This is a genomic window from Streptomyces sp. NPDC051243 (genome assembly GCF_044455405.1).
Classification (GTDB): domain Bacteria; phylum Actinomycetota; class Actinomycetes; order Streptomycetales; family Streptomycetaceae; genus Streptomyces.
The window spans coordinates 179,273-193,187 of the sequence record NZ_JBITES010000019.1 but is presented as its reverse complement, the minus strand read 5'-3'; the positions used below and the strand labels follow the sequence as shown (position 1 = coordinate 193,187).

Genomic DNA, 13,915 nt, shown 5'->3' with positions numbered 1-13,915 from the left:
CGTCAGCCAGCCTCCGGCTTGTCGTCATCAACGATCTCGGCATCCACCACGTCATCCTCGGCCGGACCACCGCTCGTACCACCGCCCGCGGAGGCACCGGCCGGCTGATCGGCCTGGGACTGCTGATACAGGGCGGTGCCGATCTTCTGCGCGGCCTGGGCGGTGTGGTCAATGGCCTGCCGGATCGCGGCGGTGTCGTCGCCCTTCAGCTTCTCCTTCAGCTCCGCCAGCGCCGACTCGGTCTCGCTCTTCGCGTCCGCCGGGAGCTTGTCGGGGTTGTCCTTCAGGAGCTTCTCGGTGGAGTAGACGAGCTGTTCGCCCTGGTTGCGGGTCTCGGCAGCCTCGCGCCGCTTGCGGTCTTCCTCGGCGTGCTGCTCCGCTTCGCGGACCATGCGGTCGATGTCGTCCTTGGGCAGCGCCGAGCCGCCGGTGACGGTCATCTTCTGCTCCTTGCCGGTGCCCAGGTCCTTGGCGGAGACGTGCATGATGCCGTTGGCGTCGATGTCGAAGGTGACCTCGATCTGCGGCACACCCCGGGGGGCCGGCGGCAGGCCGGTCAGCTCGAACATGCCGAGCTTCTTGTTGTACGCGGCGATCTCCCGCTCTCCCTGGAAGACCTGCACGGTCACCGAGGGCTGGTTGTCCTCGGCGGTGGTGAAGATCTCCGAGCGGCGGGTGGGGATCGTGGTGTTGCGCTCGATCAGCTTGGTCATGATGCCGCCCTTGGTCTCGATACCCAGAGACAGCGGGGTGACATCGAGCAGCAGGACGTCCTTGACCTCACCCTTGAGGACACCGGCCTGCAGGCTCGCACCGACCGCGACGACCTCGTCGGGGTTGACGCCCTTGTGCGGGTCCTTGCCGGTCAGCTCCTTCACCAGCTCGGTCACGGCCGGCATCCGGGTCGAGCCGCCCACCAGGACCACGTGGTCGATGTCGGACACCTTGATCCCGGCGTCCTTGATCGCATTGTGGAACGGCGCCTTGCACCGCTGCAGCAGATCGGCCGTCAGCTGCTGGAACTGGGCGCGGGTCAGCTTCTCGTCCAGGTGCAGCGGGCCCTCCGCCGAGGCGGTGATGTAGGGCAGGTTGATGGTCGTCTCGGTGGATGACGACAGCTCGACCTTCGCCTTCTCCGCCGCCTCCCGCAGGCGCTGCACGGCCATCTTGTCCTTCGACAGATCCACGCCGTAGCCGTTCTTGAACTGCTTCACCAGGTGGTCGACGATCCGCTGGTCCCAGTCGTCGCCGCCGAGGTGGGTGTCGCCGTTGGTCGCCTTCACCTCGATGACGCCCTCCCCCATCTCCAGCAGCGACACGTCGAAGGTGCCGCCGCCCAGGTCGAAGACGAGGACCGTCTGGTCGTTCTCCTTGTCGAGGCCGTACGCCAGCGCGGCCGCCGTCGGCTCGTTGATGATCCGCAGCACGTTCAGGCCCGCGATCTCACCGGCCTCCTTCGTCGCCTGCCGCTGGGCGTCATCGAAGTACGCGGGCACCGTGATCACCGCGTCTGCGACGTCCTCACCCAGGTAGGACTCCGCGTCCCGCTTCAGCTTCTGCAGCACGCGAGCGGAGATCTCCTGCGCGGTGTACCGCTTGCCGTCGATGTCCCCGTGATCGGGGAAACGCCAGGTGTGGTCGCCCATGTGCCGCTTGACCGAGCGTGCGGTGCGCTCCACGTTCGTCACGGCCTGCCGCTTGGCCACCTCGCCGACCAGCACCTCACCGTTCTTGGAGAACGCCACCACCGACGGGGTCGTCCGCGCGCCTTCGGTGTTGGTGATGACGGTTGGCTCGCCGCCCTCCAGGACCGAGACCACCGAGTTCGTCGTACCCAGGTCGATACCAACCGCACGAGCCATCTGTGCGCTCCCTTCTCGTCCTCACCTCGTTCTTCGTCTCACCGGCCGGGAATCCACCGGACCGGCCCCGCACGCAGCGGCGGCTCGGGACGCACGTCCCCGAGGACCACCGCGTACCTCCACGCGGGCCGCACGGGCTCGGTGGGGACAGCTCCTCGATCAGGCACCTGCAGCGCTTGCTCGAGGCGCTGGTCGTAGGCCGCCCGCAGGTTGGGATCGCGCAGCGTCTCGTACGCCGCCCGAGCCTGGCCGAACCGCGCGGCGGTGTCCGCGTCCACGCGGGTGTCGGGGCGCAGTTCCCGCACCCGGGCGCGGAAGGCCGAGGTGATGGCCTCGGCTGTCGCCGAGGGCTGCACCCCCAGCACCGCGTACAGGTCGGATTCCGGCCCTCGCACCGGCACGTCCGGCCACCTCCTTACCCATGCTGAGCTGTGGTTTCTCACCTGCTTGCCTACCCTTCTGAGATAAAACTTGAGTCTTTCCTTGTCAAGTCTGGGCCCGGGGGTAATAGGGGAGGTATCCACGGGGGGTAATAGGGGAGGTATCCGCGGTACTGCGCAACGCAGAGCGGTGCAGTGGGCGAAGGAGTTGCAGCAGAGACCCAGGACCGCCGACCGTGGGCGGCCCACGGGGACACTGGGTAGCAGAAAGCGGGGTGCGGATCATGACACTGTTCCTCGCGACGCACTGGCACAACGGCTGGGCCGGGGTCGAGATCAAAGGCGTCCTGGACGCGGCCACGGCGCGAGAACTGCATGACTTCGCGGCCTCCGTCACCGCGCAGGCACCAGCACCTGATCCTGGACCTGTCCGAACTGACACATGCCGACGCCGACGGCCTCGACGCCCTGATATCCGTGCGGACGCTGCTGGACCAGGACCAGGGGAGCTACGGCTGGTATGCCCGCAAGGGCGCACAGATCGGCTGCTGCCAGAGCAGCGGCGCTGCTTCGGCTCCGCCCGTGTGCCCCTCTCTCGATGCGGCCCTGTCAGCACCCCGGCCGTTCCCGCACACCGGATGGGAGGTGCAGTGCAGTGATCACCGAAGTCGCCGTCGAACGTGTGGAGTTCACCTGCGGCTCGTGCCGGCACCGCTGGAGCGTCGACTACGACGTGCAGCGCCACCGAGATGCTCTCGACGCAGAGTGGGAGGTCTTCTGCCGCGACAACACCGCTGTTCCCTCCCCGTATACGCCGCGGGGCGCTCCGCCCTGCGAGCACTGCGGCCGCCGCTGGGTCGGACGCCTGGTGGCGCGCTGGCCCGTACCGCTGCCCGGCGACGCCGAGGCGCCACGCAGCCGTGTCCCGGGCGAGGACGGTCATCGTCCCGAGCGGCACGCTGCGCCGATGCCGCACGCCGCCGGTCACCCGCTGCCGCAGCCCAGCGCGCGAGCAGCGCAGCCGTCCACGAAGCCGTCCGGGTGATCCGGCCAGTGCGCGCCTGGGCGCTGCGACGGGACTTCCTCGGATGAAGAGCGGGCGTCACGATCAGCACTCATATGTGAGCTGCGGCATTGTCGGTCCACGCGGCCGGCCTCCACGATGACCGGACCGGACGAGGCCAAGGAGGCCGGTTTCTCATGGGTGATCATGTGCACGTGCGGCTCAGCCAGGGGCTGAGCGTTTCGGCCGAGGGAGTACTGATCGAGCACTCCCGTTGCCGGTACGGGGCCACCTTCACGAAGGTGTTCGACGCCGACGGCGGGGAGCCGGAACGCCTACCCGGGTCCTGATGCCGGCCCGCCGCCGACAGGCTCCTACGCCGGCGACTGTCCGCCGCTGTTGTCCTGCTCCGCGGCACCCGCCGATACCGGCTGCAGGTGAAGCCGTCCGTCGACGGCATCGACACGGACCCGGTCGCCTGGATTGAGGGTGCCGGACAGAAGTAGGTCGTCGAGCTCGCGCTGGATGGTGCGCCGCATCGGGCTCGCCCACGCACCAGCGTCCCGGACGGAAGCGGTAGCGGGGCCCGGGAGGCGAGCGCACAGCGCGCCACCAGAGCGGCTCCACGTGAACGTCGTCCACGGATGCAAGTGGCAGGCGCACGCCGCGGCGCCCCGCCGCCAGCACCCACCGCCACGGCAGACGCACCACCAGATCGCCGCCGTCGATGCGCAGCCGCGTCACGATGCTCACCTGCCTCTTCGGCGTCCAGGGCGCACAGCAGGCCCCGCGGACCTGTGATGCGCCGCGCCTGCGTACTGGGGAGCAGGGTCAATGGGCCATGCGGGCACCGGAGGCCGGCCCGGTCCACGTACCGTCCCGTGCACGGTGAAGCCCGCGCGATCGCGGCGAGCGGGAAAGAGCAGGACCGCCGCGCCCGCCGCGGAGGTCCAGGCGGTCACGTGCAGGGGGCTGTGGCGCTCCGTAGCGGTCGGTTGACCGCGGGGTACCAGCCTCACAGTGCGGCGGCGAGCAGGGCCAGGGGCTGCGCGAACACCGACTCCGCCTCCGCCGGCTCCCACGTGGTCACCGACCGACTGGCGGCCATCGACGCCGAGATCGAGCGGCTGACCCGCCTGCGTGGCCGCCTGGCGCAGCGGACGGGACGGGCGCAGGCCCTTCCATTTCTTCCCAGGTTCTTCCCAGGTTCTTCCAAGGCCCTTCCAAGGCTCTTCCAAGGCCCTTCCTGCGGCCCGGCATGCCGCTCCCAGCGCCGGGCCCCTGGCAGATCTCCCCTCCTGCCCGCCGAAAGCCCAGGTCAGCGGCGTACCCGGCGATGTGTCAGGTGGCGCAACAGTTCCGCAACACCACTATCCCTACCGGATGAGTATGGTTCCGGCCATGCCTCCGACCGACCGCATCCGAGACCACGCCGGCCAGGGCGCGACGACCGTCGCGGCCCACCGCGCGCGACGCCGGCTGCGCGCGGACCGGGCGCGCCAGCTCGCCGACCTGCTCCGCCACCAGATCCTCGTCGGCGGATACCCCGCCGGCACCCTCCCCCACGAGTCCACTCTCGCCACCGACTACCGGGCCTCCCGCAACACCGTCCGCGAGGCTCTGGACCTCCTGCGCGCCGAGGCCCTCGTGGAACGCCACCCCGGCGTCGGCACCGTGGTCGTGGCCCGCAAGTACCCCCACGGCCTCGACCGCCTGATGGGCCTCGCGGAAACCCTCCACGAGCACGGCCGGGTCACCAACGAGGTCCGCACCATGGGCCCCGCCCCGGCACCCCTCCCCGTCGCCGATCGCCTCCGCGTCCCATCCGGCACCGACGTCCTCTACATCGAACGCCTTCGCCGTCTGAACGGCCTCCCCCTGTCCCTGGACCTCACCTACATCCCCCTGGACATCGGCACCGCTCTGCTCGGCTGCGACTTGGAGAACACGGACGTCTTCCGCCTCCTGGAAGCCGTGACCGGCCAGCGGCTCGGCCACGCCGAGATCACCCTGGAGGCGGTCAACGCGGACGCCCATTCCGCCGCCGTGCTCCAGGCCCCGCGCGGTGCGGCCGTGCTGATGCTGGAACGCCTCACGCACCTGTCCGACGGCCGCCCCGTCGATCTGGAGTTCATCCGCTTCCGCGGCGACCGCATCACGATGAGCGGCCTGCTGCGCCGCTCCCTCTGACACCTCCTCACACCTCCCTCTTACCGAGTCCGACCTTCCTGGAGACAGCCATGCCCTTGGCGCCCCAGCGGGCTGATGTGCCCGTGACCATCGACGAGTCGAAGTGCATCGACGGCTGCACGCTCTGCGTGGACATGTGCCCGCTGGACTCCCTGGCCATCGACGTCAGCAGCGGGAAGGCGTACATGCACGTCGACGAGTGCTGGTACTGCGGCCCGTGCGCGGCCCGCTGTCCCACCGGAGCCGTCACGGTCAACATGCCCTATTTGCTCCGCTGATCCCCTTGACCTGATCCGGTGAAAGGCCGAACCACCATGAAACGCACGGCAGTCGCAGCATCCGCAGTCGTCCTTCTGCTCCCGCTCAGCGCCTGCGGCGGTGAGGCCGAGGCCGGCGACGGCTCCACGGTCACCGTCACCGTCGGCTACCAGTCCAAGACCATCAACACGGTCACGGCCGGCACCCTGCTCCGCTCCCTCGGCTACTTCGAGAAGCAGCTGAACTCGCTCGGCGACGGCGTCAGCTACAGGGTCGTCTGGCAGGACTACGCCACCGGCGCCCCCATCACCGCCCAGATGACCGCCGGAAAGATCGACATCGGCTCGATGGGCGACTTCCCGCTGCTCATCAACGCCGCCCGCGGCAAACAGCTCGGCCGCCCCACCCATCTGGTCTCGGTCACCGGCTACAACCTGCGCGGCGGCCTGAACACCATCGTCACGGCGCCCGACTCCGAGCTCAGTTCCCTGAAGGATCTGAAGGGCAAGAAGGTCTCCACGAGCGTCGGCTCCGCCGCCGACGGCACGCTCGTACGGGCCCTGCAACGCGCCGGCATCGACCCCGACAAGGGCGTCGAGAAGCTCAACCAGCAGCCCGCGGTGGGCGCTTCGGCCCTCGCCGCGGGCAGCGCGGACGCGCTGTCGCAGTTCGTCGCCTGGCCGGGCCTGCTCGCCCACCAGGGCAAGGCGAAGGCCCTGTACGACGGCGCGCAACTGAACCTGCCCACCTTCCACGGCGTCACCGCCCGCGAGGAGTTCGCGAAGGAGCGGCCGACCGTACTGGAGGCGTTCCTCAAGGCCCAGGCACAGGCCACCGACTACCTCAACGACCATCCCGTCACCGCCGCCGAGAAGGTCGCGGAGGCCACCGGCCTGCCCGCCGAGGTCGTCTACCTCTACAACGGCGCCCACGGCATCGCCACCTTCGACCCGGCTCTCAAGCCCCGGCTCGTCTCCGCCCTGAAGCAGGACGTGGCGATCCTGAAGTCCGCGAAGCTGACCGGTGACGTGGACGTGGACTCCTTCGTCGACGACCAGTACGTGAAGAAGGCCCTGGGGACGGCGTACGCCGAGCGGCTCGCCGCCACGCCCCCGGCCGCGGCGAGCGAGGTGTGGCCGAAGGGCTCCGCGCGGACGCGTACCTTCAAGTCGCCCGCCGAACTGTTGAGTTACGTGTCCGCCCACCGCGGTACCATCCGCGCCGCCTACGTCCCCGACGCCACCACCGGCACCCTGTGGTTCGCGGACAAGGCGGTGTGGGTGGCCGACGGGGAGAAGCTGCTGCCGTTCGTCGCTCCGGCGACCGCGCAGACCTACGTCGACGGTCACGGCGGCGCGAGCGTCGTCACCTATGCCGAGGCGCTGGAGCGGGCGTCGTGACGCGGTACGCGCTGCGCGGGCTGTCCCTGGCCGTCGGCCTCGGTCTCTGGCAGCTGCTGACCAGCCTGAACGTCGACGTCTGGCTGCGCTTCTCGCAGTTCCCCACGGTCACCGACGTGGCCCGCGCCTTCGCCGACCGGCTGTCCGGGCCCGACTACTGGACGGATCTCACCGACAGCCTCACCCGTATCCTCACCGGTTTCCTGCTGGCCACCGTGCTGGGTGTGGCCACGGGCGTGCTCGTGGCCCGCTCGCGGCTCGCCGAGGACCTGCTCGGACCGCTGCTGGAAGTCCTCCGCCCCATCCCGGCCATCGCCCTGGTCCCCGTGGCGATCCTCCTGTTCCCCTCCAACGAACAGGGCATCGTCTTCATCACCTTCACCGCCGCCTACTTCCCGGTCCTGGTCTCCACCCGGCACGCGGTGCGCGCGCTGACCCCCGTGTGGGAGGAGGCGGTGCTGACGATGGGCGGCGGCCGGTGGCGGATCCTCGGCTCCGTCGTCCTACCGGGCGCGCTGCCCGGCATCTTCGGCGGCCTGTCGGTCGGCATCGGCGTCTCGTGGATCTGTGTGATCTCCGCCGAGATGATCTCCGGTCAGTACGGGGTCGGCTACCGCACCTGGCAGGACTACACGGTCGTCGACTACCCCGGCGTGTTCGTCGGCATGGTCACGATCGGCGTGCTCGGCTGGCTCACCTCCACCGCCGTCGAACTGCTGGGCCGCCGCCTGACCCACTGGCTGCCGCGTACGTCGTACGTCCCCGGCGGACGGGCCCCACGCCGGGTGCGCGGCGCCACAGCCCTCATACCGGTCGGCCCCAGGACCAAGGAGAACGTGCCCCATGACCAGCTCGTCTGACGTGCGTTCCCCGGCCCGCACCGGTGCGGCGCTGACCCTGCACGGTGCCATCCTCGGACGGCCCGGCGCTCCCGTGCTCGACGAGGTGGACCTCCAGGTGGCGCCCGGCGAGATCCTCACCGTCGTCGGCCCCTCCGGCTGCGGCAAGTCGACGCTGCTGCGCACGCTGGCCGGGCTGCTGTCGCCCCTGGCCGGAGAGGTCACCCAGGACGCGGGCCCACTGGCGGATCCCTCCGCCGACCGTGCGCTGATCTTCCAGGAGGACGCCCTCCTGCCCTGGCGCACCCTGCGCGCGAACGTCGAACTCCCCCTCGCCATCAAGGGATTGTCCCGCTCCGAACGCCGCACCCAGGCCGATGCCTGGCTTGCCCGCGTCGGGCTGGCCGAACAGTCCCGGCAACTGCCGCACCGCGTCTCCGGCGGGCAACGCCAGCGCGCCCAACTGGCCCGGGCCCTCGCCGGAGCGCCCCGCGCCGTACTGATGGACGAACCTTTCGGCGCCCTCGACGCCCAGACCCGCGCCGGGATGCAGGACCTGCTGGTGGAGGTGCTGCACGGCACGGGCGCCACCGTCGTCTTCGTCACCCACGACGTGGACGAGGCCCTGTTCCTCGGCGACCGCGTGGCCCTGCTCGGCGCGGGCCGGCTCATCGCCGTACGGGACGTACCGCGCCCGCGTGAGCGCGCCGCCCACGACGATCCGGCGCGTATCGCCCTGCGACGCGAAGTCCTCACCTCACTCGGTTCTTGAAAGGCACCCCGGTGGACACCCCCCTGCAGATCCCGGCCCTCACCGACGCCGAGGAGATCAGCTGCGACGTGCTCGTGATCGGCGGCGGCACCGCCGGCACCATGGCTGCCCTGACCGCCGCGGAGCGCGGCGCGGACGTGCTGCTCCTGGAAAAGGCCCACGTCCGCCACTCGGGCGCGCTCGCCATGGGCATGGACGGCGTCAACAACGCTGTCATCCCGGGCCGCGCCGAACCGGACGACTACGTCGCCGAGATCACCCGCGCCAACGACGGCATCGTCGACCAGTCCACCGTCCGCCAGACCGCCACCCGCGGCTTCGCCATGGTGCGGCGGCTGGAGTCGTACGGAGTGAAGTTCGAGAAGGACGAGCACGGCGAGTACGCGGTCCGCCAGGTCCACCGCTCAGGTTCGTACGTGCTTCCGATGCCCGAGGGCAAGGACGTCAAGAAGGTCCTGTACCGGCAATTGCGGCGGCGCGAGATGCGCGAGCGCATCCGGATCGAGAACCGGGTGATGCCGGTGCGCGTGCTCACGGTGGAGGGGCGTGCCGTGGGCGCGGTCGGCTTCAACACCCGCACGGGCGCCTTCGTCACCGTACGCGCGGGCGCGGTGATCCTGGCGACCGGCGCCTGCGGCCGACTCGGACTGCCCGCCTCCGGCTATCTGTACGGCACGTACGAGAACCCGACGAACGCTGGTGACGGCTACGCGATGGCGTACCACGCGGGCGCCGAGCTGACCGGCATCGAGTGCTTCCAGATCAACCCGCTGATCAAGGACTACAACGGCCCCGCCTGCGCGTACGTCGCCAACCCCTTCGGCGGCTACCAGGTCAACCGGCACGGCGAACGCTTCGTCGACTCCGACTACTGGTCGGGCCAGATGATGGCCGAGTTCGCGGCCGAGGTGGCCAGTGACCGGGGCCCGGTCTACCTGAAGCTGAGCCACCTCCCGGAGGAGTCCGTCTCGGCTCTGGAGTCGATCCTGCACTCGACGGAACGCCCGACCCGCGGCACCTTCCACGCCGGCCGCGGCCACGACTACCGCACCCACGACGTCGAGATGCACATCTCCGAGATCGGCCTGTGCGGCGGCCACTCGGCCTCGGGCGTACGGGTGGACGACCACGCCCGTACGACCGTTCCCCGGCTGTACGCCGCCGGGGACCTGGCCTGTGTCCCGCACAACTACATGATCGGCGCGTTCGTCTTCGGGGACCTCGCGGGAGCGGACGCGTCCCAGTACACGCCGTACGAAGGGGAGTTGCCCGTTGACCAGCTCCAGGAGGCGCACGAGCTGATCTACCGCCCGCTGCACCACCCCGACGGCCCGCCGCAGCCCCAGGTCGAGTACAAGCTGCGGCGCTTCGTGAACGACTATGTGGCTCCGCCGAAGTCCGGCGCCCGGCTGTCGCTGGCCCTGGAGGCGTTCGAGCGGATGCGCACCGACATCGCCTCGATGGGCGCCCGCACCCCGCACGAGCTGATGCGCTGCGCGGAAGTGAGCTTCATCCGCGACTGCGCGGAGATGGCCGCCCGGGCCTCCCTGGCCCGCACGGAATCCCGCTGGGGCCTCTACCACGACCGACTCGACCACCCGCGTCGTGACGACGCGTCCTGGTTCCACCACCTCGACCTGCGCAAGTCCCCCACGGGCGCGATGGAGTTCACGGCACGTCCCGTGGCCCCCTATCTGGTCCCGGTCGACGAGTTCAGGCCGGTCGGCGGACCCTCCCGTCATCTCGGCGAGGTCCACCCGGAACAGGTGGCGATCGCTGGGGCCCGGGAAGCGGCGCCGGTGGTGATGCGGCAGGAGACCGCCGTGACCGGTACCACCGCCCACCCCGGTACCGACGCGGACGCGCCGACCACGCCACGCCTGCTCGAACTCCTCTCCCTCGCGGAAGACGAACCCCCGCTCCCCGCCCTCACCCCCTACCTGACCGACCCCGACCCCACCGTCCGCCGCACGGCCGTCACCGTCCTGACGGAGACGGTGCCAACGGGCACCGGACCCGCACTGGCCGCCGCGCTCACCGACACCGACGCCGGCGTCCGCGCCGCCGCTGCCGCCTCGCTGAGCGAACTGGTCGAGACGCTGGCCCCCGAACCGGCCCTGCGCGACGGCCTCACCGCCGCGCTGTCCGAAACGGACCCCGTCGTCCGCGCCGCCGCGCTGGACGCCCTGCGCGTCCTGCGCCTCGGAGACACCGGACTGTTCGCGAACTCCCTGTCGGACTCCGACATCACCGTCCGCATCGCGGCCGTGCGGGCGCTCGTGTCGGTCGACGCCGCCGCAGAGCTGGCCCGCACGGCGACCGCCGACCCGTCCCGCGAGGTCCGCGTCACCATCGCCAAGGCCCTGGCCACCGTGACGGGGAGACAGCTCGGCGACACCCCGCCGACCGGCCCCGGACCCGACCTGGTCCACTCGGCCCTGGCCGGGCTCACCGACGATCCCGACGCGCTGGTGCGAGCTGCCGCCTACGAAGCGCTGGGCACGTCCGGCTGCCCGGCTCCCCTGGCCGCACGCGCGCAGGCCGCCTTGTCCGACCCGGCTTGGCAGGTGCGGGTCGGCGCCGCCACGGCTTTGTCCCTCGCGGACCCCGGCCTGGCGGTTCCCGCCCTCGCCAAGGCCCTCGCCGACCCGAACGCCGACGTCCGCAAGGCCGCCGTGGTGGCACTGACCGGGCACCGCGCCACCGAGGACGCCCGGGCGGCCCTGGCCACGGCGACGACGGACCCGGACGCGGACGTCAGGGCCTACGCAGCCCGGGCACTGTGATGACGGCACCGTTGTGCCGGTGACGTCCCAGGCACCGGTCGCCGTCTCGGAGTCGTCAGCGATCACGCGGGGCGTCGTGGGCTCCCGGCGCAGACGAAGGGGACCTGAGCGGTGGGCCCCACATCCGCCACGGTGCGGAAGGGGTGGGTCCACAGTCCCTGTGCCGTGAGCTTCGGCAGGACGCCCTCGCCGAACCAGTAGGCCTCCTCCAGATGCGGGGAGCCGGAGAGCACGAACTCGTCGATGCCCAGCCGGTGGTACTCGGCGATCCGCTCGGCGACCTCGTCGTGGCTGCCGACCAGCGCCGTGCCCGCACCGCCCCGCACCAGCCCGTCGGGGCGCCGCGCGAGCCGCGTACGGATGTCCTGCACATGGCCGGTACCCGCCTCGGACTGGGCGTTACCGAACCGCTTTCCGGCCAGCACCTCGCCGAAGAAGAACTCCTTCTGCGCCTGTGTCCCCTGCCGGCGGAGCACATTGACATACACGAAGTGGCTCTGCGGGATCCGGGCGAGGCTGGCGTCGGCGGAGGCCAGCAGCCGGAAGATCTCCGCGAGTGTGTCCGTACGGACGTCCGCACCGCCGAACGGCGGGCACCGTCACCCCGAGCAGTCCGGACGCGGACAGCCGCGCCACCTCGGTATGCGGGAGCCGGCGGCGGGCATCCCGCTCGGCGGCGTCCTTGCGGAAGTCGGCGGCCAGTTCGGCGGCGACGGCGAGCGCTTCGGTGTCGCCGGCGAGCACCGTCGCGGCGCTCATCCGGCGGCCGCCAGCAGGGTCGGGCGGCCACCGAGGGCGAGCGAGAACTGGTCGGTGACCTGCGCCAGGGCCTCTGCGGGGGCCGGCGCGACGGTCAGGGTGCCGTCGTCGGCCACGGTGATGTCCTTGTCGAGCGTGAACCAGCCGGGCGTGATGTGGGCGGGGCCCATGGAGTTCAGCACGGGGCGCAGGGCGTAGTCGATGGCCAGGACGTGGGCGGTGGTGCCGCCTGTGGCCAGCGGAAGGACGGTCTTGCCCGCGAGTGCGTACTGCGGGAGCAGGTCCAGCAGGCACTTCAGCAGCCCGGAGTAGGCGGCCTTGTAGACGGGCGTGCCGATCACGATCCCGTCCGCGCGCTCGAACAGGGCGGTGGCCTCGACGATCGCCGGGTGGGCGAAGTCGGCGTGCAGCAGGGCGACGGGCGGGAGCGTACGGACGTCGAACGGGATCACCTCGTGCCCCTGGGCCCGGAGCCGGGCGTCCAGGTGGCGCAGCAGCCGGGCGGTGCGGGAGGTGGCGGAGGGGCTGCCGGAGACGGACAGGACGATGGCCATGCGAGGACCTTTCAGGAGTGCCGGGTGAGCTGCGGTGGTATGCCGGTGGCGGTCAGGCGTGGGCGGTGACGGGCTGGGACTCGGTTTCCTGGGCCTCCGGTTCGCGCACCAGGGGCAGCACCCGCTTGGTGGAGTCCTGCCACATGCCCTTGCGGTCGGCGGTGGAGGGGCCGGCCTGCTGGACGGCGTCGCGGAAGCCGTGGACGGCCTCGGTGTTGTCCTTGGCGACGATCTCGCGGTGACACCGTCGAAGTCCTTGCCGTTGGAGAAGTACCAGCCGGAGACCCGGCCCGCCCCGTGGCGCGAGCGGCGGTGGAATTGCCGCCCTGGAAGATCTCCGGGTGCGGGCGCTCGACGGTGTTGAGCGGCTTGGGCTTGAGGGGGAAGTCGGGCAACCGGTAGAAGTTCCCGGCGAGTTCGACGCGGTCCTCGGTCCAGATCTGGCGCAGGGCGAGGATGAACTCCTCGGAGCGGCGGATGGGGTTCCCCGGTTCGAGCGAAGCCGAGAACTGGGGGAGCTCGGCGTGCTCCAGCCAGGGCTCGCCCAGGGCGGTGAACTCGCCCTTGAACCAGCCCCTGACGACGTTGACGGCGAAACGGCCGTTCGACAGCTGGTCGGCGGCGATGGCCTTCAGGCGCTGAGTGGTCGGTGCGCTGCTCGATGGTGCTGGTGACCAGGCCTCCGCTGACGTTCGGCACCCGGTGGTCGAAGCGGACGGGGTCGGGTCCGGTCGGTTCGGGCATGGGGAACTCCTGGCATGACTGCGCAGGCGAAAAAGGCGCGTGCGCGACAGGGAAACGTGTTCAGGGATCGGGATTCAGGCGTGCGGGCGCACTGTTCCCGGCAAGGCCGTAATCACGACGGAAAACGGCCGGAGGTGGAATTCAAGAGCGGAGATCGGCGCGAGTGCGAGGGTTTCCCTCGGCGGCCGAGCTGGTGTGCTCAGACCCGACAGCGACAGCAGGAGCTGGAGACACGCGCGAGGTCGACATGGCGTCGCCGCGTGAGGTCCTGTCGCTTCATGCCTTCGATCAAAGCAGTGGGGGTCCGGCCGGTCAAGAATGCCCGGATGTCATTCCACATGCTGAGAGTCGCTATTCACGAGGTTGTG

General features: G+C 70.7%; 13 protein-coding genes and 3 pseudogenes. 8 read left to right on the top strand and 8 right to left on the bottom strand.

All coding sequences use genetic code 11. The features are described 5' to 3' along the window. Window positions 1-2: 2 nt before the first annotated feature. Window positions 3-1,862, bottom strand: a complete 1,860-nt coding sequence (dnaK, locus tag ACIBAG_RS38520) for a molecular chaperone DnaK (RefSeq protein ID WP_399111887.1) — start codon at window positions 1,860-1,862, stop codon at window positions 3-5. A 38-nt stretch (window positions 1,863-1,900) separates the two neighbouring features. Then, window positions 1,901-2,263 carry a J domain-containing protein gene (locus tag ACIBAG_RS38515; RefSeq protein WP_399111885.1) on the bottom strand — a complete coding sequence of 121 codons (363 nt, stop codon included), beginning with the start codon at window positions 2,261-2,263 and terminating at the stop codon, window positions 1,901-1,903. A gap of 634 nt (window positions 2,264-2,897) precedes the next feature. Between ACIBAG_RS38515 and ACIBAG_RS38510 the strand changes: the two genes are divergently transcribed. Both ACIBAG_RS38510 and ACIBAG_RS38505 read left to right on the top strand, forming a co-directional pair. Continuing rightward, window positions 2,898-3,287, top strand: a complete 390-nt coding sequence (locus ACIBAG_RS38510; RefSeq protein WP_399111884.1) for a hypothetical protein — start codon at window positions 2,898-2,900, stop codon at window positions 3,285-3,287. Window positions 3,288-3,442: 155 nt separating this feature from the next. Then, the gene (locus ACIBAG_RS38505) at window positions 3,443-3,595 is read left to right on the top strand and encodes a hypothetical protein (RefSeq protein ID WP_399111883.1); all 153 of its coding nucleotides are present in this window, start codon (window positions 3,443-3,445) and stop codon (window positions 3,593-3,595) included. 24 nt (window positions 3,596-3,619) lie between these two features. Here ACIBAG_RS38505 and ACIBAG_RS38500 read toward each other — a convergent pair whose 3' ends face one another. After that, window positions 3,620-3,784 (bottom strand): hypothetical protein, encoded by a 165-nt coding sequence (locus ACIBAG_RS38500; RefSeq protein WP_399111882.1) that lies wholly within the window; start codon window positions 3,782-3,784, stop codon window positions 3,620-3,622. 862 nt (window positions 3,785-4,646) lie between these two features. On the opposite strand from ACIBAG_RS38500, the gene ACIBAG_RS38495 reads away from it, so the two are divergent. Genes ACIBAG_RS38495 through ACIBAG_RS38470 form a run of 6 tightly spaced genes read left to right on the top strand, consistent with a single transcriptional unit; the run spans window position 4,647 to window position 11,490 of the window. After that, window positions 4,647-5,435 (top strand): GntR family transcriptional regulator, encoded by a 789-nt coding sequence (locus ACIBAG_RS38495; RefSeq protein ID WP_399111881.1) that lies wholly within the window; start codon window positions 4,647-4,649, stop codon window positions 5,433-5,435. Window positions 5,436-5,485: 50 nt separating this feature from the next. Beyond that, on the top strand, window positions 5,486-5,713 hold the full coding sequence (locus ACIBAG_RS38490) for a ferredoxin family protein (protein ID WP_055491243.1): 228 nt from the start codon (window positions 5,486-5,488) through the stop codon (window positions 5,711-5,713). 36 nt (window positions 5,714-5,749) lie between these two features. Beyond that, window positions 5,750-7,093, top strand: a complete 1,344-nt coding sequence (locus tag ACIBAG_RS38485) for an ABC transporter substrate-binding protein (RefSeq protein ID WP_399111879.1) — start codon at window positions 5,750-5,752, stop codon at window positions 7,091-7,093. Beyond that, window positions 7,090-7,953 carry an ABC transporter permease gene (locus ACIBAG_RS38480; RefSeq protein WP_399111877.1) on the top strand — a complete coding sequence of 288 codons (864 nt, stop codon included), beginning with the start codon at window positions 7,090-7,092 and terminating at the stop codon, window positions 7,951-7,953. Before ACIBAG_RS38485 ends, ACIBAG_RS38480 begins: the two co-directional genes overlap by 4 nt. After that, window positions 7,937-8,704: an ABC transporter ATP-binding protein gene (locus ACIBAG_RS38475; protein ID WP_399111876.1), complete on the top strand. Its 768-nt coding sequence runs from the start codon at window positions 7,937-7,939 to the stop codon at window positions 8,702-8,704. The genes ACIBAG_RS38480 and ACIBAG_RS38475 overlap by 17 nt, the downstream gene beginning before the upstream one ends. Window positions 8,705-8,715: 11 nt before the next feature. Next, window positions 8,716-11,490 carry a fumarate reductase/succinate dehydrogenase flavoprotein subunit gene (locus tag ACIBAG_RS38470; RefSeq protein ID WP_399111875.1) on the top strand — a complete coding sequence of 925 codons (2,775 nt, stop codon included), beginning with the start codon at window positions 8,716-8,718 and terminating at the stop codon, window positions 11,488-11,490. Window positions 11,491-11,552: 62 nt separating this feature from the next. On the opposite strand, the pseudogene ACIBAG_RS38465 reads toward ACIBAG_RS38470, so the two are convergent. The 5 genes and pseudogenes from ACIBAG_RS38465 to ACIBAG_RS38445 all read right to left on the bottom strand — a co-directional run. Further along, window positions 11,553-11,822, bottom strand: a pseudogene (locus tag ACIBAG_RS38465) (alkanesulfonate monooxygenase); the annotation flags it as partial. After that, a pseudogene (locus tag ACIBAG_RS38460) lies at window positions 11,820-12,249 on the bottom strand (acyl-CoA dehydrogenase family protein); the annotation flags it as partial. The pseudogenes ACIBAG_RS38460 and ACIBAG_RS38465, both read right to left, overlap by 3 nt. Then, complete coding sequence (gene ssuE, locus ACIBAG_RS38455; RefSeq protein WP_399111873.1) at window positions 12,246-12,803, bottom strand: NADPH-dependent FMN reductase; 558 nt, start codon at window positions 12,801-12,803, stop codon at window positions 12,246-12,248. The pseudogene ACIBAG_RS38460 and the gene ssuE, both read right to left, overlap by 4 nt. Window positions 12,804-13,060: 257 nt before the next feature. Further along, window positions 13,061-13,414 (bottom strand): annotated as a pseudogene (locus ACIBAG_RS38450) (LLM class flavin-dependent oxidoreductase); the annotation flags it as partial. 332 nt (window positions 13,415-13,746) lie between these two features. After that, window positions 13,747-13,827 (bottom strand): putative leader peptide, encoded by an 81-nt coding sequence (locus tag ACIBAG_RS38445; protein WP_351078001.1) that lies wholly within the window; start codon window positions 13,825-13,827, stop codon window positions 13,747-13,749. Between the last annotated feature and the right edge of the window lie 88 nt (window positions 13,828-13,915).